This is a genomic window from Stenotrophomonas sp. STEN021 (genome assembly GCF_056760175.1).
Genome location: NZ_JBRREH010000014.1, coordinates 40,799 through 63,961, shown reverse-complemented (window position 1 = coordinate 63,961; position 23,163 = coordinate 40,799). Strand labels below are relative to the sequence as shown.

Sequence of the window (23,163 nt, the reverse complement as noted above, 5' to 3'; positions counted from 1 at the left end):
CCAAGACGGCCCCCAAGTCAGCTTGACTCAACCCAGCTTCCAGTCGGGCCGCGCGTAGGCGACGACCAAAGACGGATTTTGGAATGGACGGAGCAGGCATGGAAACGGCACAAGGCAAGCGGTATCCAAGTCTGCCTGTTTCATCATCGCATCACATTTGCCATTATGGCAAATGATGGAAGTCGTGATCTTGCCCAACTGATCCCGTACCAACCAATCAGACCTTTCAAGAGGCGCGTGCGCTTAAGGATTGACGGATATCCAAATGTCACAAGAGGACTACTACGAAGTCCTCGGGGTACGCCCCGAGGCACCCCTTTGGGAAATAGAACTGGCCTACAAAGGCCGGCGGAGCCAGTACCACCCTGACCGCTACGCCGCGGGGGACGAGGCTGCGGTGGCATGGGCGACGGCCAAGATGCAAGCCATCAACAAGGCCTATGCCGTCCTCAAGGACCCGGACCAGCGCGAGCACTTCGACCGTACCCAGGCATCGGCCGGGCCCGCTGACCCAGGTCCCCGAAGGGAGCGAGCCAGGGCCTCAGAGCCCCCGCCGCTCCGCTCACTTCGAGAAGCATTGCAAGGGCTCGAGTTCAGCAATGAGCCCTTCGAACGCGTGTTCGTGGCTCCCCATATCCCCAGGAAGAAGCTCCTGGGCGCTCTGGACAGCTACGGGGAAGGACTGCGAGCCCAAGACATAGTCGTGCTCATCGACGACACGGTGTTCGGCGGTGCCAGGGAAGGCGTGCTGATCACCGAGGCCCAGATCCGGGCCAAGGCCAAGTTCGAAGCGGTGGATACCCGCCTGCTGGGATGCCTAACCCAGATCACCGCCCACGGCGCCCACGTACGGATCCATGGCGAACCGTTCATCAGCTTGAGCATCCCCAACCCAGATGACCTGCGACTGCTTTTCGAGGCCGTCAGTGAACACTTGAAACAAACGCACTAACTCCAACCAACGAGGAAACACATGAGGTACTTGATAGGCGTGTACGGCGTTACCGTACTCATCGCAGCGATCTGCTTCGATATCTGGGGGCGCTATGCGTACAAGGGTTTCTTCTACAACCTGGGCCAAGCCCTGGTGTGGCCAGCAGTGATGTTCCCGTCGATCGGCAAGCTGATCAGTGGCGTGATCTGGGTCCTCGTGATCATCGCCGTACTGGCGCTCGTAAGGAGGCGGTAAGCATGCTGATCAGAATCTCTCTGCTAGCAATGCTTCTGGTGTCACTCGGTGGCTGCAAAAGCCAGCTGGACAAAGTCCGGGGCGAGTTCATCGATAGCTGCATGAGCAGCGGTGCCCCGAAAGCACAGTGCTCCTGCACGATGGACAAGCTACAAGAGCATTACGGCGAAGAGGGGTTGGTCGCCATAGACGAGCGTGGCTATCCACCAATGGGCTTTGCCGAGCAAGTACAGGTAGCTGCTGGCCAGTGCCGGTGAGCCTAACTGCAGGCCCAGCGCAGGGTGGTCCCTAGTTCCGACACGCGCCCGCTGAGCCAGGGAGCTTTCAGAGTCGTTTCAATGATGCGTGTAGTTGCCCTAGTGCATTCCACGCTAAATCAACCAATGCCCTCAGGGGTTCCGAAGGATTATCAATGACGATAAAAGGATTGTTCGTGGCTGCAGTATTCTCAGCCGTAGCACTTTCGGCTTGCACGAAGGCAGAGACGCTTTCGCGAGAAGGCGACATCAACCTGGCGGGATGCAAGGTTCCTGCAGGGCTGACAGCGGAACAGGTTCAGGCGGTGAGTTGCACACCTGTCTCTGCGACCCCTCCCGTAGAAGCTCCCGTGGCGTCAGAGGCGGAGGATGAGGTTGTAATCAATGAGGCGCTTGCTCCGCAGGCAGCGATGAACGGGCACGATGAAGAGAATATTGGTGCGCGCAAGATCGTGAAGGGTGATCTGAACGGTGATGGTGTCGAGGATCGCGCCGTGCTTTTCGTACTGGAGGGAGGAGGCGGAAGCAATGCCTACTCCACGCACCTGGCTGCATTCCTCAGTGAGAGCGGAAAGTTGAAGTTCATCTATTCCACGCCGGTGTCGGGCTACGGAGAGGAGGTGCAGGGCATATCCTACGGCGATGGAATGGTGAAGATGAAGAAGCTAGGACAGGGGGAAGGCGATGCCATGTGTTGCCCGACGGCTGAGTACGAAGTGGACTACCTGCTCAAAGATGGGAAGTGGCTGGAGATATATCCCGAGGATGAGGGCACCGCTCAAGCGCTTTGATGGCAGAACATGATGCTTGCTGTGAATTTCTACACAAACATGCATAAGGTATGAGAGATGCCGGATAGACGTGAGAAGCCAATCAATCCTCCTTCAGATGCCTAACGTGCAACAGAAGGAGTGGTAAAGAAGGGACTGCGCACTTACCGTTTCTCTCTAACAACCTGGTGCGGCAATGTTTGAGCCGCTCCAAAGAGGTCACCCGCTAGCGTGGGTGGCCTTTTATTTTTTTTAAGAGAGAGAAGCTTCATATGGCGACGTTTCATTTCGAGGTGAAGACTGGTGGGAAGGGCAGGGCGGCACCGCACAGCCTTTACATAGCCAGACAGGGTAAGTTTCGAGGACGAGACGATTTGGTGCTGACCGGTAGCGGGAACTTGCCTTTCTGGGCAGATGGCGATCCAGTAAAGGTATGGAAAGCTGCTGATGCGCACGAGAGGGAGAACGGAAGCGCGTATCGAGAAATGATCGTCGCGCTTCCAAATGAACTCGGTGCAGCGGGTCTCCGCGACTTGGTGGAGGACCTTGTCAGACTGCTGGCGGGATCCAAACCATATCAGTTCGCGGTGCATGAGCCCCAGGCTTCACTCGATGGCAGGGTCAATACGCACATGCATCTGATGGTTTCGGATCGGTTGCCAGACGATATCGAACGGGATGAGCGTCAGATGTTCCGGCGATACAACGGTGTACGGCCTGATGCAGGTGGGTGTAGGAAAGATGGCGGCGGAATGACCCGTGTGCAGTTGCGTGACAGATTGATTGCATTGCGATGCAATGTGGCTGCTGTGCTAAATCGCCATCTGGAACGGCACGGCTATGAGGGGGTGCTCGACCACAGGACCTTGGAGCAGCAGGGTGTCGCACGTCGCCCTGAGCGTCACTTGGGGCCCGCGCGGATCAGGGCAATGTCAGTAACGGAGAGGCTGGCGTACGTCGATAGAAGGCGGGCATTTCAGGGCCAAGGCTTTCTTTGATTGTCTCTCCGGTGCGGTCCGAAAGACTTGGACCATTCCCCCAAAGCATCTCGCACTCGATGCTACTTTGCCCCAATTGGGGCAAAGTAGCATCGAGTGCACTGTTGTCGGCCCACAAAAGACGTTGAGCGCGCTCGGACGTCGTACTTGGCTTCAAAAAGAAAGGCCGCCCCGAAGGGCGGCCATAGTGAAAACCTTGGAAGGCTTAAAGATGACCCCTGGCACCGAAGACGACCGGGTTAAGTATGATCAAGTGCCTGCCTGAGCGTTGGAGGTAGTTCTCCCGCTCCACTCGAATCACCCCGTCTGCCTCCAGCAAGTCCAGGGCAGAGCAAAACCGACCCTGATGGCGGATTGGCCCATTCTTCCGGACATCGTTGCGAGGTGCGTGATTGTAGTTGCGTTCCCAATAGCGCGTGCACAAGTAATCCTTCAATGCCAACGCGTCCTTCTCGTCTTCAGGAAGGTCATTGTGGCTACCAAACTTCTCCTTGAACTCCCTGAAATAGAACTCGACGATGGAAAGCGCACGTTCCAGCGTCGCTCGCTCGACTACATCGCCCTCAAGCCCCTCGAAGTGATGGAGGATGCCAGCCACCCTGCTGGCAATCTCTACGGACTTGGAGGCAAAGTCGCGTATTTCCTCATGGGCACCGCCCTTCCCGATCTGCAGCTCAATCAGGTTCTGAGCCTCGACCCACCTTGCCCTTGCATCGGGGGAGAAGCGAAGAATCTTCTTGCTGCGATCACCGGTAGCATGGCGAGTATCGCGTTCGTGGAGGAGCTCGGTGATCCTGCTGTGAAAAACGTCGAGCGCAGGGTGGCGCGAGCTGCCGTCTTCGCGACGGTTCTTGGTCACCCGGTGACCCTGCGTTGACTCGGGATGACACAGCAAGAAGCGGGCCAGAAAGCCGGAAGCTCGTGCCATGTTGTTCGGCTTGTCCAAAAATGCGTTGAAAGGCTTTTCCTGGATCATGAAACTGAGCGTCAGTCGAGGGGCGTAGACCTCGATGATCTCTTTCGCAACATCAAGCGTCGCGATAGCGGGGCCGTCCCATACCTTGTTGAGCGTGCCAAGACCGCGGGCCGCACCGCTTTTCACGAAGGTTTCACCCTCATCTGAAAGAAGTGCTATGGACTTGCTCTGACCTCGCATCGCATTGATCAAAGCGCGCTCCGTTGTGTTCTTCAGCACGATGCGATTGAGTGCGGGCTTGGAGGGTTCCGCCGCCATGCACGCATTGTAGCGTTCGCGCAGCTCACGCGGCTCATCGAGAACAGATTTGGCAATCATTCGATCCAGTGCTTTCTGAGTAGCGTTCCAGTACCGACGCTCCGCCTTGTACTTCTCCGAGGCAGTTTCGTAGGTTTCAGCCTGTGCAAGCTCGTACTCATAGATCGGCTTCAAAACAAGGTTGTCGGTTGACGTTTTGCGCTCACCCGAGTCCCCAATGGTGGCCAGGAAGAGTGCGCATGGGGTCGTTTGGCCGATGGGCAACATCATGTCGATGTCAGCCTGGCAGGCAACGGACATGGCAGTCAGGAACGAGCTGGCAATCATGGCATCCGGTGATTGAACGGCATCCATTACCTCGTCGAAGGCCCGCTCGACGGTTTCGTAGAACTGATTCGCCGGGAATGGGAAGATAGGGATGTGCTTGTTCATTTGCTGTCCTTGCTGGTAGCGGTCTTGCCCATGGCTTTAGCCTGGAGATCCATCAGTTCCTTGAAGCGCGCCGGATGCAACTTCAGGCCTTGTGCCTGAAGGACCTCCAAGATGGCCTTCTGGGTCACTTGCCTATCCAACAGCTCCAAGATGGTTGGGTACAGCATGGCGAACAGTTGGGTGTTCCGATGCTGTTGCTTGGGCTGCAGCGCCTTCAGCGCATCGGCACAGCGGTTTGCCTGGTCCTGCAAGCTGTCGTCGTGTCCAATGGACGGGGGAGTGCTGTTATTCATGGCCGCCCTCCTTAGTACGCCGCGTGCGCATTGGCGCAGGCGTGGACATAGGCCATCACTTCCGACCGCCACCACACCGAAGGGGAGCGGTCAGACGTGCCCAGCTTGAAAGGCTTGGGGACTCGGGGGTCATGGGACGGCAGCCGCGGATTAAGGCGGGCATACCAAGTGCTCTTGCTGATGCCCACAATGGACAGCACCTCAGGGAGGCGGATTGCTTGGTCCTGGACTGGGGCACGCTGCAGCGAATGAAGGATGGCCTCCAGGCGCTCAAGGGTGCTCGAGTCGATCTCGTTCGGAGTGGCGCTGAGAGAGCTTGCAGCGCCTGCCGAGTTGGTCAAGGCGCGGCGATGGGTTGTGCGGCTGGAATATGCCGATGATGCGTTGTGGGACACGAGTATCTCCTTGTCTGCGCAGGGCCGGCGGCCCTGCTGCGGAGGAGATGATCGTTGAGGCGTATATGCCCGTCTGCGCAATAGCTAGCTAATAACTTTACATTTTCAGTTTTTTGTGCTTGGCGACACCTTGTTTCTTTTCTAGCTCTTCCCGTACCCGGTCATAGACAGGCTTCATTCGCTTATAGGGTTTTCCGGACTTCCCCCACTTTGTTAACGCATCGGCGACGCGATTATCAATGTGCTCATCAGTTGGCTTTCGCTTTTGCACGTGCTCGTCGTAGGCCTGCAGTGCCTCAGCGCCACCGGGATGGACTCGGATCTGCTTCACGATCGCTTCGATGACCAAGTGCATGCTCTCTAACTTGTTGGGAACGATGAAGTCTCGCATCACCTCAAACGCGATTTCTTCAAGGGCATCCCTGCAGGAAAGAGGCGCCTTTGAGGCGCTTTCGCGCTTTGACTCGGACTCGGTCTTCGGGGAGTAGGTCATTCCTAGGTAGAAATTGCATTCCAGCAGCGCGTGGAGAGCTCGGAGAGAGTCTTGTTGATTGAACGCGTTCCGTGCCTCGATCCAATAGGCGATTGCGACCTCAAGAATGTCGTCAATCTTGATCTTCGCGCGTGGCTTCAGTTCTTCGTGTTGACGTTTCAGTTCTTCAAAACGTTCAGGAAACGAGAAGATGCATGTCTGATGACCGTCTTCGTTCTGTGTGACCGTAGTGTCCGCCCACGTCTGGGCGAGTTCATTGCTAAGTGCTTCGTAGTCGCTTGAATTCTTGATGATTGACTGCTGCTTCCACTGTGCATACGCAGTTGCATTCTTTCGTTCTCTAAGCTCTGCGCATGTCTTCTTCCATAAGACTTCGAATGGGCGTGGATCATTCTGTCGATTGATGTGCTTGCTATGGATCTGGTTGAGCAATCGGTCGAACATGCAGTTGAGATCGGGCAGGTCTTGGCTGCTGTTGTATCTGCTGCTGGGGCGCCGGCGCGGCGCAACGACCGTTGTAACCAGGGCGCGCTCTGATGAGCGTAGTGGCGAGGATGGAAGCCTGGAGGAGGCTTTTGAGCGACTCAACTTAACAATTCCTTCTGTGGTTCTACTCCCTTGTATTCTGGACAAATGGGCTTGGTGTTTCCAGCAGACTGGGACTTGAAATCCCGACGTCCCCCCGCTTTTGAGTAGCACGGCGATTTGGAGTCCAATCCCCAACCAGAAGGAGATTGGACGTGAAGAAGCGTTTTTCCGAAGAGCAGATCATTGGCTTCCTGCGTGAGGCCGAGGCCGGGGTGCCGGTCAAGGAGCTGTGCCGCAAGCACGGCTTCAGCGAAGCCTCGTACTACCTGTGGCGGAGCAAGTTCGGCGGCATGAGCGTGCCCGACGCCAAGCGGCTGAAGGAGCTGGAGACGGAGAACGCCCGGCTGAAGAAGCTGCTGGCCGAGCAGGTCCTGGAGAACGAGGTCATCAAGGACGTTCTGCGAAAAAAGTGGTGAGCGCACCGGCTCGACGCGAGCAGGTGCGCTACATGGTTGCCAAGGGACTGAGCGAGCGCCGGGCGCTGGCGGTGGTGCAGATGAGCGCAAGCGCACTCCGCTACGAGCCTCAGCCGGACCGCAACGTCGAGCTGCGGGACCGCATCCTGGCGCTGGCGCAGCGGCACAAGCGCTACGGCGTCGGGATGATCTACCTCAAGCTTAGGCAGGCGGGGCTGTGCGTGAACTACAAGCGCGTCGAAAGGCTGTACCAGGAAGCGAAGCTGCAGGTTCGGCGTCGGAAGCGGAAGAAGGTGCCCGTCGGCGAGCGGCAGCCGTTGCTGCGGCCCATCGAGGCCAATCAGGTGTGGTCCATGGACTTCGTGTTTGACCGCACGGCCGAGGGCCGCGTGATCAAGTGCCTGACCATTGTCGATGACGCCACCCACGAAGCGGTCGCCATTGAAGTCGAACGAGCAATTTCCGGGCAATCCCTGACGCGCGTGCTGGAGCGGCTTGCGCTAAGCCGCGGCCTGCCACGGGTTATCCGCACCGACAACGGCAAGGAGTTCTGCGGCAAAGCGATGGTCACCTGGGCCCATGAGCGAGGCGTGGATCTACGCCTGATCGAACCGGGCAAGCCCAACCAGAACGCCTACGTCGAGTCATTCAACGGCCGCTTCCGCGACGAGTGCCTCAACGAACACTGGTTCACCCACCTGCTGCACGCCCGGACGGTCATCGAAACCTGGCGGCGGGAATACAACGAGGAGAGACCCAAGAAGGCCCTGGGCGGACTGACGCCTGCAGCCTACGCGAAACACCTGGCCGAGGTTCGGCTACAGTAAAGCCGGACTCTAGATCGGCCCGCTACTGAAAGCGGGGGGACGTCGATCCCGCAGCTAATGCCAAAACAGAGTCGGGACTTCCGGCTCGTGGTGTCGTGAGTTTTCATGGCGACGGAATTGAGAGCGCGGGCTTATGGCTTGCCTTCAATCGCCGCAACTCAGGCGCCGGCCAGAAGCGACAGCCTTCTTGTTTGCGCCACATGGATAGAGGTGCCGCCTACTGGCTGCAGGTCAGTTGAATGGCCAAATGTCTACTTTTGAGCTGAACCCTGATGTAAGGAGTGATCTGAGCCTTTGGGGGCGCTCTGTCGACAATGGGTATCCGCGTCGCAGAGAGCCACTGCTAAAATGCTCTTAGTTCTCTGTAGGCACCTCTGAATCTGACGCCATAGGCGAAAATCGCGGCGCAGCTATGAGTATCCGATCACGCAGTGCTTGGTGATCAGATTCGGTGTTTTCATGCATCGGTAGAATGTCCCCATGAAGCTGTGCGCGGAGCATATCCCATCGCTTCTCCAGAACACGCCAATGCCCTTCATCGTATGTACCTTCGAAGACAACTTGGCGTACACGAATTCGAGGCACTTCGCTCGCCTGAACGCCTTCCCTAATAGCTATTTCCAACTTCTGTTCCCACAGGCTGCCGAGTCGATCTACGCGGCCGATCTGCTGTTCCACCACGGCTGGATTCCATTCCAAGTGCAACAGGACGACGGTACGGCATGATTCATGAAGATTCAGCCCTTCGCGTCCGACCATGGACTGAGCGATTAAGATGCGCGGGAAGGCGTTGGGTCTGTTAAATGCAAGTTGGAGCAGTCGACGGGTGCCTGGCTCGATTCCGCCGTGCAGCTGACGCGCAAAGGGTCCGCTGGCGTGTGAGTAGTCGTTGTCGAGCTGCTTCAGGATCGCAGCCCAACCCCGGGGCGACCGGGCATCACTTTGGGCAATGTCGTCCGCTGCATCGGTGGCTGTGTCGAGGTTGGCCGCCGCCTGTGCGAGCTCTAGCAACGTCCCTGTCAGTTCTGCTGGCGTCGCAGAGTCCGCTTTATCACCTAGATGATCGGATAGCGCACGCGCCACGATTGCCAAACTGCTGTGCCCGGTCGTCGCATTCGCTGCCGGTAATGAGGACTCCAGCAGCAGTGCAAGCAACTGGCCATAGTTGGTCTGTAGCTTGGCATCCAGTGAGGTAAGCCCCTGCTGCAGCTTCGCCACTAGTCCATTACGGAACCGCTGGCGGCTGCTCTCCAACTCCCGGTAGGCCTTTCGGAATTGATCATCTAGTGCGGCAAGATCGGCCTCGCGACCATACAGCTGCCGATGTGCGACCCGCACTGCATATACTTCATCCTCTGGTATGGCTCTCTGCGGCCATACAGTGCCATGTTCTAGTGAGCGCAGCATTGCGCGTGCGTTGAGCAGCTTCATCAGGGCCTGCATCGGCTCGCGATAGCGTGCGAACACAAGCACCTTCTCGTCAGTAGCAACTGATTCGATGAAGGTCATTGCCTCGATGAGCGCCGGGTGCGAGTACAGCACGTCTTCGCCCGACACATCTGGCCGGAGGGCACGTTTCATCTGTTCTTTCCACCAGCCTGCGCGGCATTTCCGCTTCTCTTCGTGGTTGTTGCGGGGTGAGTCCACAGGCTCAGGCGTGTCTTGTTCCTCCTTGTCCAGAACCTCGTCAATCAGCCGGGCGACACCATGGCCGTTGCCCATAGTCAAACGCTGGAGCTTGCCGTCGCTGTCATGGCGCATATCACTGACAAATGAAAGGGCCTCAGCCGCACAAACCGCCTGCTTCCAGCACGTAGACATCGATTCCAAACGCACCGGCAGCTTTGCGACATCGCGATAGGCGTTGGTGGGTAGGTGCGTATGTTTAACGAACGAGCGAACGGCCGTATCCTCACGCTTGTCGCGACGGAGCACATAAGGATCTAAGGCGCCCTTGTAGTTGGCCGCAGCTGCCACATAGGCGGCCTCCACCTTCGGGTCGTGCGGCGAGCGACGCAATGCCTCCACGCACCTCACATACGCGTCGATGGTTGCAGGCACGCTCTCCTGCTCGACGTGAATCCGTTTCAAGCTTTGCTGCCATTGCACGGCATCAAGCTCTACCGGAGTTGCACTCATTGCGAGCCGCCGCGAGCCAACGTTCTCCACCAGCACGTTAGCCAGCAAGGAACTTAATAGGCTGTCATCTCCTCGACTTTTGTGCGCTTCGTCGATGACAACCAGATCGAAAATGCCCAGGCCCAGTCCCGTGATGCGGTCCAGGTGTTTGCGCAGCGTGCCTTGGCTTCCATGATGTTCTGGTTCTGCTGACCGCTTCCAGACAGGAATGGATTCGCTCACGTTATCGATGATGTGCCGAGCCGACGAGCGACGCGGCAGCTCGCGTAGATAGCCAGCGATGGACGCCCCCGCAGCGCGCGTCTCCAAGTCGTCGAGCACTGTGCACCCACGGTATCCATAGGGCAGATCGTTACCCAGCACGTCCTTTTGGTAGCGTGCCAGCACTTCCGGCAGCAGCGACCAGCGCCAATCTGGCAGGCGCCCCTGGGGCCAGCGGTTGAAACCATGCGAGAGCAGTACGACAGGCTCCCTGAACCATGGCTTGGCAGTGGTGCCGGGTGTCCAAGCCTCGAGATACTGCAGATAGGTGCGCAGTAGGTCCGGCGTGTGCAATTTTGCGGGCGACAACTCTCGCTGCCATTGTCCACCCAGCCCCGATGGAGCAACGATTGCAACACGTCCGCCGGCGCGAACCACGCAAAGCGCCAAGGCCACCGCAATGCGTGTCTTTCCCATGCCGACTTCATCGGCCAAGATGACGCCGTTCCTCGTGAGCCGCTTGCAGAGCCCGAGCAGGCTGGCGCGCTGCCCATCGTTCAGTGGCAGAGCGCCCTTTTCTTGCACCAGCTGACTTTTCAGTAGCAACTTCGCATGCTGAACCACATCATTCCAATCCAACGCCCCAGTCATGCCCTGCCATCCAATGCAGTAAGTCCTTGGGTCTTCCATGCCCGTTCCACCCGGTCAAGCGCGGCTTCGTAAATCGCACCTGCCTCACTGGCGGGGTCTTCTGCGAATTGAGGGCGGAAAGGCGCCGCGCGCAGTGGCGAGAGCGGGTTGAGCCCCATTGCCACGAACTGTGCCACAGCCGCGCTGTCATGTGTTTGGCATAGGGTCTGCTCCAGACGCACGCACCATCGTGGCCAATCCAAGGTAGATATCTCAATCTGTTGCGAAGCAATGCGTTCGAGCAAGCCCATCATTTGGCGAATCGCCGTACCCAGCGATACCACGCGACGGATGGTGCGCTTGCGCTTGGATGAGTTACCCGGTCCGATGTCTGCGGCGTCCTCGTCGACTTCGAACTCCTCCATCTCGGGTTCCGGTATGGTCGGGAAAGCGAGCAGTTGCTGTTCTGCATCGACAAGCTCAATGCCCTCTAGCGGCGTTGCGGAGACGCGACCATACTCGTCGATCACTGGCACCCAAGCCTCTCGGACTTTGCCCGCATCGCTCCAGCGCTGCCGTACCATTCTTGGGGGGGAGCCGGTCCAGGCATAGCCTTCGGGAATCCGGAGACATGCCACTCCGGATTCGTCCAATATCTCAATATCTTCAGGCAGTGTTTGCAGCCGTTCGACATCCGGGCCTACAGCAAGAATGCCTTCTACCCGCCAGTGCAGGAGCGCGAGGGGGCCAGAGAAATTCTCAGCCTCGGGGGGCTGCCATGCCTCACCGGGAGATAGAGCCGGCGCGTTAGCATCCAGTTGTGGTCCGCCAATTGGCAAGCGGTCTCGAATCATTGCCTGGTCCTTGCGACGGCCGCTCCAGTAGAGGTCATCCGGGAAAAGGACCACGCCTGCTTCCAGATTGCCGCCCCTTCGCGACATTCGCTGCATCATCCCAGCGGGGGTGAAATTGCCTGAACCCAGGTAGAGCCACGCGTTAATGCAGGCCTTGGTTCTTTCGTTTAAGCGAGCCGCAAACAGGAACTTGGCATGCAACGTGCGTCGGCTGTTTTCTCCATAGAGTGCTTTGGGCGGTACAGCCGCATGCACCGCGATCGCGTGGCCGGTCTGCTCGAGCAGATAGGCCACGGAGCCCGCGATGGACTGGCAGGCCGATGGATTTACGTACAGCTCCACCTGACCGTTCCGCTTTAGCAGATTGGCAGACTTCAGGCGGTTCACTACGGCCACTGGAACTGCTGGTCGGGTAGTGGCACATGTTTCCGTGCCGCCGGGCTGACCTTCGTAGAAGCCAGACCCCATCGCCACATAGCTATTGGGTCCGCGTATCTGTGCCAGATCGAGGATCTGGTTGAATAGTGGTTGTCTGCGGCTGTCGATGAATCGCGGTGACAACTTGTCTGGATTGTTGCGCGACTTCCCGCACGCTTGCAGCCACGCAGCCAAAGCCAGAGACGCGTCGCCGCCAGACAGCGGAATGCCGGTATCCAGCAGGCGGGTATCGTGCAGGTCTCGTAGTTCATCAAAGAGATTCGTGGCGGCTTTGATATCAGCACACTCTTGAGCGCAGTTCGGACCAAGCTGTTCGCTGAAAACCTGCACTTCGCAAGCCAGGTCCAGGCTATCTTCCACCGTCTGTTGCGTCCAGTTACCGGTAGAAACCACGAGCCGAACACACCATCGGCTCGCATTCTGTTCATGACGGAAGCCCAGTAAAGCGACTTTGGCATGTAACAAGCGGAACGGGCGTTTGGCCGAATTGCGCAACGGCAAGTGGGTCAAGCCCGGAACAGCTGTGGGCAATAGTGCGGGCTGGCCTGGGTCGAGCATGAGTGCCAGCCGAATTTCCCCAGCGCGCATACGCTGATAGACACTCTGGCCCATGAATCGATCCGTTGCTTCGTTGAGGAATCGGACATCGGCCGAGAAGCCACAGACCCAGCCGAACATCCCTGCAAAGCCCTCTGGCGGTGCAAAGTGGCCCAGCAATGACTTAGGCGTGTGTTTCACGCCGCTCATACGGCTTTCCTCTCCGAGTCTTCAGCCGTTTGGCGTTCCGATGTGTCGTCCAAATCCATCTGTAGCAAGTAGAGATTTCTGACGCGGTAGGACACACCCACCGGTACGGCCACTGTGCGGTCGTCGGCTTCAGCTTCCCCATCGGCTTCTTTCTCGGCACTCAGAAGAGCGACGGGTGGATGACCGGTATAGGCGGGACCCGGCCGGGCACAGTCGTCCACCAAACGGAGTACTTGATCGTCGCGCTGCAGCAGCGCGCGTAGGGCGTTGACGTCGCCAGCCTGGCATTCGCTGCAAAACAGGTTGGCATCCTCATCGTGGTGACGCAGCGTCAGGAATGTTCGCGCCTGCGCTCCGAGTGCTTTGAGGGCTACAGTCACAGGGTCCGGGAGTTTCTGAGTAAGTGACAGTGAGCGAACCTTACGAGCTTCAAGTACCTGCTCTACGGAGTTCAACACCTCTATCGCCGCTTCACGTACAGCCACCAACTGTGCAGCCGCGCGCAGATCATGCCAGTGCTGCTGATCCAGTTCTGCTGGCGCCTTCGCGTCCGCCAGCGACTCCACAGTATCTGGCTGACTTCGCAGGCGAGTGATCCATTGCCATGCGTTTTGGCGGCGTTGGCGCAGGACTGGGTTGAGTGCTAGACCTTGCAACAGTGAATTCTTCAGCCACGCACTTGCAGAGGGGGGCAAAGGCCTTAGCGGATTAAGCGCTTTTGTTAAGCCGTTGCTTCCCCGACGTCCCCCCGTCCTGAGTAGTGGGCGGGTTTAGAGTCCGGTGCTGATGTTATCTCTCTTGCCAGCCAACTGCGCGCCGTGTTGGGCGGGCGTCAGCCCGCCAAGTGATCGTTTAGGCCTTTCTTCGTTGTAGTCGCGCCGCCAGCTTTCGATACTGGTCCTGGCATGGAGCAACGTCGGGAACCAGTGCTCGTTCAAACATTCATCGCGTAGCCGCCCGTTGAAGGACTCAACGTAAGCGTTTTGGTTCGGCTTGCCCGGCTGGATCAGGCGCAGGGCAATTCCCTTCTCGTGAGCCCACGCCACCATCGCTTTTCCGCAAAACTCCTTGCCGTTGTCTGTCCTGATCACCTGCGGCAAACCGCGCTGAACGGCCAATCTGTCCAGCACCCTGGCAACGCCTTGCCCGGAAATAGCCCGTTCCACCTCGATGGCCACGGCCTCGTGAGTGGCGTCATCAACGATGGTCAGGCACTTGATTACTCGGCCTTCCCCAGTGCGGTCGAATACGAAATCCATCGACCACACCTGATTGGCGGCGGACGGGCGCAGCAAGGGCTGACGCTCACCGACAGGCACTTTCTTGCGCTTCCTGCGACGCACCTGCAGGCCCGCTTCCTGATACAGGCGCTCCACGCGCTTGTAGTTCACGACGAATCCACTCTGTCGCAACTTCAGATGGATCATGCCCACGCCGTAACGTCGATGCCGGTGTGCCAGTACGGCGATCTGCTCGCGCAGCTCAGCGTTGCGATCCGGCCTGGGCTCGTAGCGCAGTGCGCTGGCGCTCATGCGTGCAACCACTAATGCACGCCGCTCGCTCAGACCTTTCTCGACCATGTTCCGCACCAGCAACCTGCGTGCCGGTGCGGTCACCACTTTTTTCGCAACGCATCCTTGATGACGTCGTTCTCGAACATCTGCTCGGCCAGCAGCTTCTTCAGGCGTGTGTTCTCCGCTTCCAGGTCCTTTAGCCGCTTGGCGTCGGGCACGCTCATACCGCCGAACTTGCTGCGCCACAGGTAGTACGAAGCCTCACTGAAGCCATGTTGGCGGCACAGGTCCTTGATCGGCATGCCCGCCTCGGCCTCGCGCAGGAAGCCGATGATCTGTTCTTCGGAAAAACGTTTCTTCACGTCCAATCTCCTTGTCATTGAGGATTGGACTCCAAACCGTCTCGCTACTCAATCTTGGGGGGACGTCGTCCCCATTTTAACTGGCTGCCACACACCCAATAGCTCAGGTGATCTAGCACACTGTTGTTGCCTACGGTCAGGCCTTCCAAAGAGAGAGAGAGGAATACGTCGACGTTGTCATTGCATTCGAATGCATTGAAGCGAGCGCTCTGCGTATCAGCCAGTCCCAGTGATGGTAGGGCCTGGGCAGTGGACATGCGCATTGGCTGCGCCACATGGAAGTTGCGCTTGCGTGCGCTCTTGAAGCTGGGCGATGTAGCGTCGTCTGGCAACTTATTCCGTCCTCGCAGACGTGGGTTTGCAGTCCACCCGTTTTCTCTGTAGCCAATGATGCAAGCTACCGCTTCGATCGCGTTGGCTATTTCAATGTGGGTAACCCGAACGTTCCAATGTTCTACCCGTTTGGCCACTGCCATGCTGAGTGCGGTGAATAGCACTTGTCGTCCGTACCGCACGCCGCCTATGCCCGGAACGGCTAGTTCGTTGAACTGACGCACGGATGCCCCCAAGCCCAAGGTGCGTGTGCGGCGTGTGCTGGATAGCTGTTCCGGAGCCAGCAGGCCCCATTGACTTCCTGTCATGTATGCTCCTAGAGAATTTTTGTTTGTATGTAGGAGGTGATGGGTAGATCCCGCTAAGTTGCAACACGTAAGCCCGCTGCAAATGATCGACTGTGAACCTATAAATTTAGTGATTGAGGACCGACCGTCGCATCGATTCGCTTGGCCTTCTCGACTGCCGTTGGCTTTCTGGACGAACTCCGTGGAAGGAAACCACCAGCAAGATCAAGTCATCAAGCGTGTCGCCTATAGTTGCCGAGACGACACGTATTTTCTTATAAAGATTCAGAGAGACCTTTTCGGGAGTTGGGTGAAGAGCCTTACACGTCCTGGTCTTGAATTAGACGTTTCAGTAGAAATGCATCTAGGTCTTCTGAGATACGCCGCACAAGGCCGCCTTTAGGCATCGCCCAAAGCACGATGTCCTTGGCGGTGGTGTCGTAAAGGTAGTAATGGCCATCTCCTTCATCAACCAACGGCAACGCGCCCAGTGGGTAGCTCGCATCCTGGGCCAGTTCATCGTAGGCCGCCAAGATACTGAGGTAGTAGTCGTCAGGTACACCGAGGCCATAGACCTCGGTGCTGCCGTAAACAATCACGCCAAAACGACGCAGGTATTCACGGTACGTGGTGCCAAAGTCAAGCCCCAATTGCTGTTCGGCTCGGTCAATCACTTCGGTCGGCGCCGGGCGGGTAGTGGCCTGGCTTGCATTGAGCGCGGCCTCAAGCTGGTCGAAAGTATGGGTCATGTTTATTTTCCTGCGTTGAAGTCGGCTGCGCGCGCTTTCCAGTGCTCAGCGCGTTCCTTCGCAAATCCATCACGATTGATCATGGATTCCTGCCGTTTGTTGTGGAGCACGTTGTCGTTCCCGCTGCCACAGTGCTCAGCCTTGGTCAGTTCCGCCAAACAGGAATCCTGCCTTTGACCGATATGATGCAGATCGATGGGCCTGCCGTTCTTGTCAAGTGGCGCAAGCCCGGCCTCCATGCGCTCCAGGTTCGTGGTGCCGAAGAAGTCCCTCTGCTCAAGGTCGATATCCGTGCGCACAAGCGCTGGCTTTCCGTTGATTTCCTTCGCCTCAAGGCCGGCATTCTTGTAGATGTTGGCTTCAGCCTCGCTCCCAATGTCATTCACCAACGATTCCGGCCAGCCGCTGTCTATCAGCTCAGTCCGGGTGTCCTCAGAAACGGGTGGGAGATCCCCACGGGTTTCCTGGGTGACATGCACTGGCGTGTCCAAGCTGCGAGTGTCGATCTGCACCTCGGAGCGCTCCATCTGGCCATTGCCCCAAGGAATCTCGTTCCTGCCGCCATCGCGGCCTATCACGCTCTGGTCGATCATGCTGTCTCTTCCGTCATGTAGCTGTGCCATTCGGCATAGAGTGCTTTTTTTGACTGGTCGGTGGAATATATATCTCGCATCATGCACTGCTCCACTGCCAGTCGTATCTGCGGCCCCGCTTCCGGCGCCAACTCGCTGACAACACGTTGCAGGTGACTGCGCATAGCCTGCAGCTCCACCGCGTTGCGCCCTATGGCCACTACCTCGCGGCGGCAGCCCCAAGCGTCCACCAGCAGCGCTGCTAACTGATCAAATCCCTCTGCTGCATCGCCAGGCATTGGGGCGCCTTCAATACGTGCCTGCAGCATGGCTTCCAGTGCCAACCGTACCCGGCTGGAAAGCGGCATGTCCGTCAGTCCTTGCCGCAGAAGACGCACGTCCACCCGCGGCGCTCGTGGAACGCGCCGGGCGAGCAGAAGATTGGCCAACTGGGTGCGCCATTGCCCGGCATCTACTCTCGTGCTCTCAGTTTTGGTCGGGACGAATGGCGCCGATTCTGTTGCCAGATGGTCCATCTGGCACAGCACAGGCTCTAGCCAATCATTTTGGTGAATGACCGCTGCCCCGCAGGGAAGGCGTGCGATCTCCGCCATCTGGCCCTCGTTCAGACCAATGGAACCACCTATCAGGCGGCGGTCGGTCTCCTCTGGGAGGCGCAGCACCACCTTAATGTTGGTATTGCGAATGGCGGCCATGTCCACGGCATGTGGAGACTGGTCGGCAATAATGAAGCCCTCGCCATAGGTGCGCATTTCGGCAATGGCGGCGGCCAGCATCTCGACCGACTTACCCGCGATGCTGCCACCTTCCGGTCCGCTGGCCACACTGCAGGGCAGCAGGTTGTGGGCCTCTTCCAACACCGTGACATGGCGTAGCGCCTGGTTCATGCCGCCGGTGGCCATGCGGTGTTCGCTGAGTCGCATGACTAGCATGCCCATGACTAGGGCGCGGGTTTCACTGGACCCAACTCTGCTCAGGTCCACCACCACGGAGCCGTCAAACAGCGCGCTGTCGTCCAGCGCATCCGTGCCGAACAGCCGCGCGTTTAAACCATTGCACAGCGAGTGAACACGAGTACCCAGGGCGCCCTTGTAGTTGGACTTGGCTTCCTCTGCATAGTCCGACGAAGCAATCACCCGCTGCAGCGATTCCATCAGATCGGCAAACCCTGGGAAAACCCTTGGTGCAAGCGTGTTGCATGAGGCATCCAGGTCCCACCCGCAATGCGAGTAGGCCTGCAGTATGGCGTCCTTCAATACGGCCGGCATGGCGGCATACATGGGCCAACATACGTTAAATATCTCCACCATCCGATCCACATGCTCCAGCACGTGGATCTGATCAGGGAATGCAAATGGGTTGATCCGCAGCAACTCCGCCTGCATGGGGTTGGTGCCCAGTACACGTACCCCCGGCCAATGGCCAAGCACATGCTTGTACTCGCCCTTTGCAGGCTCAATTACCAGAAATGGCACACCGGCGGAGTGGGTCTGCTTGAGCAGGTTGTAGATCGCGTTGCTTTTGCCGGAGCCTGTGGAGCCACAGATGAACATATGGCGGCACAATTGGTCTATGTCCAGTGCCACCGGCTGCGCTAGGTTCTCCCATAGGTGGCGCATTCTCCCCAAGGCCACGGTGCAAGCCTGCGGTGCACGCACGGTGCCGTTCACATGCTGGATGCGGCGGCCGAAGGCCTGGGTTTCCACCACGCTGACCGTTGATGTGGAACGGCGCGGCAGGCTCAGTTGCAGTGCCACCTCACGCCCGGACAACAACGTTGCAGGCGTGGTCAGGTGCGCGGCGCCGTGGCCAGGCAGCTGCCTTCGGAGCATGGGGTGGGTGAGCTGGCCAAGCCAAGCTAGCACCCGTGTGCGCGCATCATCGCACCACGTGGTGACAGCGAAGTCCTCCTGGCTGCTGTTTTTGCCGCGTACCAGGCTGAGGAAAATGCTGGACAGCGCTTCGGTACCAGCCTTGCTATCAGCAACGAAATACGCCGATGCACTCCATCCCCCATAGGTGCGTGCTTCCTCCACCCGAGCAAGATGCTGGTTGATGCGGAGCAGCAGCTGCTCAATGCCCTTATCGTTGAACTCCAAGGTCAACTGGCGGGAAGAACCTTCGGTGGTGGTGTCCGACCGGCCATCGGTAACAGTATCGCTGGACGTGCGGGAGGTGGTGCTGGATTTTGACTTCCCGCTGGACAAACTGACGCTGTTACTCGTGCCGGTGGAATCAGACGTGCTGGTTCCCTGCGATTCGCTGCCAGAGAATGCCTCCCGGACCACCGATCCCAGCATCATAGTAGCGGGCACAGAAATGCCTCCCGTAGGAGCAGCTAGCGCTATACCAGCCGCGCTGATACCAGTGACTACACCGGCAACCTTCGAACTAGTGGTTGCTGTTTGAGTGCCACTGCTTGTGCCGGTGGTGTGAGTTGTGCTGCTGCTGACGGTATCGCTTCGCCCAGTCGTCTCCGTCAGGCCCATGCTCTGGCCCAGCGTTTCGCCCACGCTGCGGCTCAGCGTGATGCCAACGCTGTAGCTGTCCTGATCACCAAAGCTCCAGCTCATTTTCTGCAGTGGCGCCAGTTGGGTGGCTACCTGTTCGTAACCTGCGCGGATGTTCTCCAACTGGCGGCTTTCCAGGGGCTCGGCGAGAATCAGGGCGCGGTAGCGGCGGCGCTCGGCGGCGTCCAGAAAGCGCTCCAGACCCTGCGCAAAGCGCTGCACGTCTTCGGTCGCCAGCGAAGGCACGCCGGTCACCGCTGAAACATAGCCACTGCTGCCGGCGCGTGGCGACACGAGGTTCTGTAGCGTCTGCTCCACTTCACCGGCGCTAAGTGATTCCATGGCACTACCTGCGAAATGCCCCCGAAATGCCTCCTGCAATAGCGCACCAGCACTGTCGCCTTCAAAACGGGCTGGCTCCCCACGTGTGCCGATGAACACATCGGTCTTTTCACCGTCAGAATCCAAGTACAGCATAACCGTGTAGCCTGATGCTCCCAGCGCAGTGTAGGCCGCTGTTAAGCTTTCGAGTACCGATTGGCGATTTTCATGCACCAGCCGGCACAATCGGTATAGACGCACGTCGGTGGCAGCACTGAGCTGCTTCTGGTCCTGCGGCAGCAGCAGCACCTCATATTGATCAAGCTCGGAAAGGTAGGTGCGGTTGATCTGCATGCGCGCACTTTCAAGCGCCGCCACTGCGCGCTCGCGCAAGGCTACGCCGGTGTATGCAACCGAGGCGGTAGAATGCAGGTTCATCGGCGCTCCCCACGGATATATGCCGCAAGTGCCGCAACCCCTGCCGCCAGGAGTCTGGCAATGCGCTCTGCCCAGCTAGGCCTAGTGTCCGTGTGAGCGTCTCCCCGGAGTGCGTCGCTATGCCGCGCAGACCGCGCTGTGTCCATACTACCCGCCCACGCAGGCAAGGTTGTCGCCAGCGGGGCCGTGACCACCGGCACAAACCCCGCCGCTCCCTGCTGACGCAAGTGCTCGCGAATATCCACCACATGCAGGAAGCGCTCGATGCTGAAATTAGCGTCAAGGAACACCACTTGGTCATCGTGATACTCGGCACACCAGGTACCTCGATTGCTATTCAACGATGCCTTGAACCGCCCTTCCTCGAACGGTACAAATACAGCTGAATTCTGATCTGCTGCACACGCCATGGCGGTCCGCAGGTATGCGCCACTCAGCCTGGCATCTGCCAGCTCCAGCACCAGCGCTGCCCGGATGATGCCGGCATCATTCGCAGCCAGCGCCCTCGCCAAGCTGGGCGAGGGCGAAAATGCTGCTGCCGCAGCGGCCGCGTTGGCTTCGTCTTTCGCCAGCGGCGTAATACCCACCTGCTTCACAAAGCCAGCGGCTCCCAATTGCTCCAGGTGAGAACGTACCCGCAGCAGGTGCTGGGCACGCTCGGCGCTGAAGTTTCGTCTGGCGTGGCTGACCTGGAGGAAGAAGTACTTCGCCGTCCAGTGAGCCTTTTCAGGCATGGGTGCCGGGATCATCTCAGTTGCGGCATACGGCACCAGTACAGCTTCTTCGGCCTGCCATGCCTGCAGTGTCGCTTCCAGTGCTTCCAATGGCGTGGCCACATCGGCCATTAGGTTTAACCAGCCTTCGCCCGTGCGCAGATCCGTGGTGTTCATGCATGCGCCTCATGTACAGCCAGGGTTGTGGCAAGCCGCTGGCGGATGGCCTCGCTCCAGCCGCGAAGTTCGGTGGCCTCGGCCAGTGCGGCTGCGCGCAGGTCGCGGTCTTCAATGCGGGCCTGGGCTTGGTCAAACAGCTCGGCCACGCGCGGCTGGAGCTCGGTGCGTACGTGTTCAACAAATACATCGCGCAGCTTCTGCCCTTCCCTGACCATGGCGGCTCGGGCCTTCTCCTGCAGGCCCTTGAAGTGTGCCTGCGGCTCCTGCTGCTCGCTCTTGTAGAATTCTGCTAAGTCCACAAACTCCTCCTCGCCGTACACGTCCACGGTCTTGGCCTTGAACCAGCTAACCGGATTGAACAGCTTGCGGTCCATCACTTCGCGCGTGCCCGTCTTCACTGGGCGTGTTTTCACATAGTCGCGAGTCACCTTGGGAGCGAACGATAGGTTGCCCGCACTGCGAATCAGTCGCGCCAACGCCGGGAATTGCACCTCATCGACATCTCCCACGCTATCCGAAACTAGCGCTTGGTAACGCTCCTGCAGGTCCTTCTTAAGCGCATCTTGCTCGGCCTCAAACGCAAGCTGGTACGCGCCAAGGATTTCTTTAAAGCGAAAGCTCATGAGCTCCCCCCATTCCTTGGCCAACTGCCGCGCCTGCGCAGGGCTGACTTTGCCTTGGAACCTGTCGATGTCCTCGCGGTTGTAAGCGTTCAGCTTGCCAGAAATGCGCACCAGCGCTTTCTCCGCGTCTATCGTCAGCTCGTGGTGGTCACGGCCTAGCTGTTCTGCCAGCGCCTGACCATCCACGCTCTGCTCGTAGCGTGTCCGTAGCTTTTCAACTTCAGCGGCCAAGGCTTGCACGTTGCCGGCTTCCAGCTCCTCAATGCCTTTGTGCCGGTTGATGACCTCGTCCACTAGACGCGCCATAGCATCATGGCTTCGCTTGAACCGTTCCGGCAGGTGGTACTTCTCGACGTAGGCACCCACCGTTCCCTCCAGCGCAGGCAGCCCGCTGCGGCGTTCCAGCGCTGTGGCATTGGAGGTGTCGGCCGGACCGTGCTCACGCACGCGTAGCGGGGCGTACTGTGCCAGGTCCATGCTGGGCTCGCTCTGGAACCAATCTAAGAACGATGCTTTGGCGATGCGTTCCTTGCTGGACAACACTGCTTCCGGGAAGCGTATCAACCGGGATGCATAGGCAGACAGAGGGAATATCTGTGGGTTGTGGATGCCATGTTCCTGCAGATATAGGCGCGTACGCGCCAGCATTCCGGCCACGTCGTCACCGGCTTCCACATCCAGAGCGTCCATCTTGTTTAGCACGAAAATGAAACGATCACTGGCCTGACGGCCGCCATCTGCAATAGTCTGGGCAACTAGCTTCAACAGCCGCGAGTCATCGGTAATGCCACGCTGGGTTGCGTTCAGGACGTAAAGAATCAAAGGGTTGCGGGTGGTGTCCTGGATGTAGCGCATGGTGGTGACGCCATGGGCCTCGTCGCTGCCATTGTTCGGCCCTGGCGTGTCGGTAAGCACAAGCCGTGCGTGGCCTTGGCGATGGGCGGTCTGAATGGGCCCGTGCACTTCCACCAGGCTGGTTTCCGGGTCCTTGTTCCAAGCACGCATAGTGGCCAGATCCAGATCCTCGCACTCGTCCAGTAACTCGTTGGAGGCGTCAAAGCGCCTGCCACGGAACTGCCCGGCGGCGATGTTTTCGTCGTGGTAAATGCGCGTAATTGTGGCGGTGGTGGCCTCATTGCCTGCCGGCAGCAGGTCGCGCCCGAGCATGGCGTTAATCAGCGTGGACTTGCCAGAGGACATAGTGGCAACGACGTACACGTCAAAGTCGTTGTTGCCCAAGTCGTGCAACGCCGCCCGGGACGCGGCGTCGTCTTTCAGCACCGACACATACCCCGGGTGTTCCAATACCTGCGCGCGAAGGTTCTCAACCTCGGCCTGCCTTGCCTCTGCGGGCGCTGCCGGCACCCATCTCAGGTTGACCTTCATGTTGGCATCGCGCGCGGACTGTGCGGCTGCTTCCAAGTCGCGGAAGTCCGGCTCTACGCCGGTGAAGCTCACATTGAAGGTGTCGTATCCGTTGAACATGGTCTTCAGGTCTTGGAACAGCTGGTCCACCCAAAGCTGCATGCGCAGCCTAGTGCAGCGGTGTAGGCGCGCACCGTCTGTCAGCTCCACCCCATCAATCAGGAAGGTGGTTTCAACAGTGAAAGGATTGTGGATGATGTCTACTTGGGTCATG

At 58.6% G+C, this 23,163-nt stretch carries 20 protein-coding genes; 6 read left to right on the top strand and 14 right to left on the bottom strand.

The window, feature by feature from the left end:
- Positions 1–265 precede the first annotated feature (265 nt).
- From ACVOL0_RS04810 to ACVOL0_RS04790, 5 genes are all read left to right on the top strand, one after another.
- Entirely contained in the window at positions 266–952 is a 687-nt protein-coding gene (locus tag ACVOL0_RS04810) for a J domain-containing protein (RefSeq protein WP_481548111.1), read from the top strand.
- A gap of 21 nt (positions 953–973) precedes the next feature.
- Complete coding sequence (locus ACVOL0_RS04805; protein WP_481512297.1) at positions 974–1,189, top strand: hypothetical protein; 216 nt, start codon at positions 974–976, stop codon at positions 1,187–1,189.
- A 2-nt stretch (positions 1,190–1,191) separates the two neighbouring features.
- Complete coding sequence (locus ACVOL0_RS04800) at positions 1,192–1,446, top strand: hypothetical protein (protein WP_481548110.1); 255 nt, start codon at positions 1,192–1,194, stop codon at positions 1,444–1,446.
- 155 nt (positions 1,447–1,601) lie between these two features.
- Entirely contained in the window at positions 1,602–2,237 is a 636-nt protein-coding gene (locus tag ACVOL0_RS04795) for a hypothetical protein (RefSeq protein ID WP_481548109.1), read from the top strand.
- A gap of 251 nt (positions 2,238–2,488) precedes the next feature.
- Complete coding sequence (locus ACVOL0_RS04790; protein ID WP_481533689.1) at positions 2,489–3,214, top strand: MobA/MobL family protein; 726 nt, start codon at positions 2,489–2,491, stop codon at positions 3,212–3,214.
- A gap of 205 nt (positions 3,215–3,419) precedes the next feature.
- Here ACVOL0_RS04790 and ACVOL0_RS04785 read toward each other — a convergent pair whose 3' ends face one another.
- The 4 genes from ACVOL0_RS04785 to ACVOL0_RS04770 all read right to left on the bottom strand — a co-directional run bounded on the left by ACVOL0_RS04785 (position 3,420) and on the right by ACVOL0_RS04770 (position 6,649).
- On the bottom strand, positions 3,420–4,880 hold the full coding sequence (locus ACVOL0_RS04785; RefSeq protein WP_481548108.1) for a YfjI family protein: 1,461 nt from the start codon (positions 4,878–4,880) through the stop codon (positions 3,420–3,422).
- On the bottom strand, positions 4,877–5,173 hold the full coding sequence (locus ACVOL0_RS04780) for a hypothetical protein (RefSeq protein ID WP_481529622.1): 297 nt from the start codon (positions 5,171–5,173) through the stop codon (positions 4,877–4,879). The genes ACVOL0_RS04785 and ACVOL0_RS04780 overlap by 4 nt, the downstream gene beginning before the upstream one ends.
- Positions 5,174–5,184: 11 nt before the next feature.
- Positions 5,185–5,568, bottom strand: a complete 384-nt coding sequence (locus ACVOL0_RS04775) for a helix-turn-helix transcriptional regulator (protein WP_481548107.1) — start codon at positions 5,566–5,568, stop codon at positions 5,185–5,187.
- A gap of 97 nt (positions 5,569–5,665) precedes the next feature.
- Positions 5,666–6,649 (bottom strand): hypothetical protein, encoded by a 984-nt coding sequence (locus ACVOL0_RS04770; RefSeq protein ID WP_481548106.1) that lies wholly within the window; start codon positions 6,647–6,649, stop codon positions 5,666–5,668.
- A 152-nt stretch (positions 6,650–6,801) separates the two neighbouring features.
- Here ACVOL0_RS04770 and ACVOL0_RS04765 point away from each other — a divergent pair.
- A protein-coding gene (locus ACVOL0_RS04765) for an IS3 family transposase (RefSeq protein WP_481548105.1) occupies positions 6,802–7,892 on the top strand; the annotation gives its coding sequence in 2 pieces (ribosomal slippage) (positions 6,802–7,060 and positions 7,060–7,892; 1,092 coding nt in all).
- 354 nt (positions 7,893–8,246) lie between these two features.
- On the opposite strand, the gene ACVOL0_RS04760 is transcribed toward ACVOL0_RS04765, so the two are convergent.
- From ACVOL0_RS04760 to ACVOL0_RS04715, 10 genes are all read right to left on the bottom strand, one after another.
- A complete protein-coding gene (locus tag ACVOL0_RS04760; protein ID WP_481548104.1) occupies positions 8,247–10,883 on the bottom strand; it encodes a helicase-related protein in 2,637 nt (878 codons plus the stop codon).
- Positions 10,880–12,901 carry a hypothetical protein gene (locus tag ACVOL0_RS04755; protein ID WP_481548103.1) on the bottom strand — a complete coding sequence of 674 codons (2,022 nt, stop codon included), beginning with the start codon at positions 12,899–12,901 and terminating at the stop codon, positions 10,880–10,882. The genes ACVOL0_RS04760 and ACVOL0_RS04755 overlap by 4 nt, the downstream gene beginning before the upstream one ends.
- Complete coding sequence (locus ACVOL0_RS04750; RefSeq protein WP_481548102.1) at positions 12,898–13,557, bottom strand: hypothetical protein; 660 nt, start codon at positions 13,555–13,557, stop codon at positions 12,898–12,900. The genes ACVOL0_RS04755 and ACVOL0_RS04750 overlap by 4 nt, the downstream gene beginning before the upstream one ends.
- Before the next feature lie 114 nt (positions 13,558–13,671).
- A protein-coding gene (locus tag ACVOL0_RS04745; protein WP_481548101.1) for an IS3 family transposase occupies positions 13,672–14,795 on the bottom strand; the annotation gives its coding sequence in 2 pieces (ribosomal slippage) (positions 13,672–14,519 and positions 14,519–14,795; 1,125 coding nt in all).
- Between the two features lie 26 nt (positions 14,796–14,821).
- The gene (locus ACVOL0_RS04740) at positions 14,822–15,418 is read right to left on the bottom strand and encodes a hypothetical protein (protein ID WP_481548100.1); all 597 of its coding nucleotides are present in this window, start codon (positions 15,416–15,418) and stop codon (positions 14,822–14,824) included.
- 299 nt (positions 15,419–15,717) lie between these two features.
- Positions 15,718–16,146 (bottom strand): SMI1/KNR4 family protein, encoded by a 429-nt coding sequence (locus ACVOL0_RS04735; protein ID WP_481529166.1) that lies wholly within the window; start codon positions 16,144–16,146, stop codon positions 15,718–15,720.
- Positions 16,147–16,148: 2 nt separating this feature from the next.
- Positions 16,149–16,739 (bottom strand): HNH/ENDO VII family nuclease, encoded by a 591-nt coding sequence (locus ACVOL0_RS04730; protein WP_481548099.1) that lies wholly within the window; start codon positions 16,737–16,739, stop codon positions 16,149–16,151.
- Positions 16,736–20,008 (bottom strand): ATP-binding protein, encoded by a 3,273-nt coding sequence (locus tag ACVOL0_RS04725; RefSeq protein ID WP_481548098.1) that lies wholly within the window; start codon positions 20,006–20,008, stop codon positions 16,736–16,738. Before ACVOL0_RS04725 ends, ACVOL0_RS04730 begins: the two co-directional genes overlap by 4 nt.
- Entirely contained in the window at positions 20,005–20,898 is an 894-nt protein-coding gene (locus tag ACVOL0_RS04720; RefSeq protein WP_481548097.1) for a hypothetical protein, read from the bottom strand. Before ACVOL0_RS04720 ends, ACVOL0_RS04725 begins: the two co-directional genes overlap by 4 nt.
- Positions 20,895–23,162 (bottom strand): dynamin family protein, encoded by a 2,268-nt coding sequence (locus tag ACVOL0_RS04715; protein ID WP_481548096.1) that lies wholly within the window; start codon positions 23,160–23,162, stop codon positions 20,895–20,897. The genes ACVOL0_RS04720 and ACVOL0_RS04715 overlap by 4 nt, the downstream gene beginning before the upstream one ends.
- Between the last annotated feature and the right edge of the window lies 1 nt (position 23,163).

What these genes read in the sequence shown, in the direction of transcription:
- ACVOL0_RS04810 (WP_481548111.1), top strand. Translation starts at nt 266, where the DNA reads ATGTCACAAGAGGACTACTACGAAGTCCTCGGGGTACGCCCCGAGGCA.
- ACVOL0_RS04805 (WP_481512297.1), top strand. Translation starts at nt 974, where the DNA reads ATGAGGTACTTGATAGGCGTGTACGGCGTTACCGTACTCATCGCAGCG.
- ACVOL0_RS04800 (WP_481548110.1), top strand. Translation starts at nt 1,192, where the DNA reads ATGCTGATCAGAATCTCTCTGCTAGCAATGCTTCTGGTGTCACTCGGT.
- ACVOL0_RS04795 (WP_481548109.1), top strand. Translation starts at nt 1,602, where the DNA reads ATGACGATAAAAGGATTGTTCGTGGCTGCAGTATTCTCAGCCGTAGCA.
- ACVOL0_RS04790 (WP_481533689.1), top strand. Translation starts at nt 2,489, where the DNA reads ATGGCGACGTTTCATTTCGAGGTGAAGACTGGTGGGAAGGGCAGGGCG.
- ACVOL0_RS04785 (WP_481548108.1), bottom strand. Translation starts at nt 4,880, where the DNA reads ATGAACAAGCACATCCCTATCTTCCCATTCCCGGCGAATCAGTTCTAC.
- ACVOL0_RS04780 (WP_481529622.1), bottom strand. Translation starts at nt 5,173, where the DNA reads ATGAATAACAGCACTCCCCCGTCCATTGGACACGACGACAGCTTGCAG.
- ACVOL0_RS04760 (WP_481548104.1), bottom strand. Translation starts at nt 10,883, where the DNA reads ATGACTGGGGCGTTGGATTGGAATGATGTGGTTCAGCATGCGAAGTTG.
- ACVOL0_RS04755 (WP_481548103.1), bottom strand. Translation starts at nt 12,901, where the DNA reads ATGAGCGGCGTGAAACACACGCCTAAGTCATTGCTGGGCCACTTTGCA.
- ACVOL0_RS04740 (WP_481548100.1), bottom strand. Translation starts at nt 15,418, where the DNA reads ATGACAGGAAGTCAATGGGGCCTGCTGGCTCCGGAACAGCTATCCAGC.
- ACVOL0_RS04735 (WP_481529166.1), bottom strand. Translation starts at nt 16,146, where the DNA reads ATGACCCATACTTTCGACCAGCTTGAGGCCGCGCTCAATGCAAGCCAG.
- ACVOL0_RS04730 (WP_481548099.1), bottom strand. Translation starts at nt 16,739, where the DNA reads ATGATCGACCAGAGCGTGATAGGCCGCGATGGCGGCAGGAACGAGATT.
- ACVOL0_RS04725 (WP_481548098.1), bottom strand. Translation starts at nt 20,008, where the DNA reads ATGAACCTGCATTCTACCGCCTCGGTTGCATACACCGGCGTAGCCTTG.
- ACVOL0_RS04720 (WP_481548097.1), bottom strand. Translation starts at nt 20,898, where the DNA reads ATGAACACCACGGATCTGCGCACGGGCGAAGGCTGGTTAAACCTAATG.
- ACVOL0_RS04715 (WP_481548096.1), bottom strand. Translation starts at nt 23,162, where the DNA reads ATGACCCAAGTAGACATCATCCACAATCCTTTCACTGTTGAAACCACC.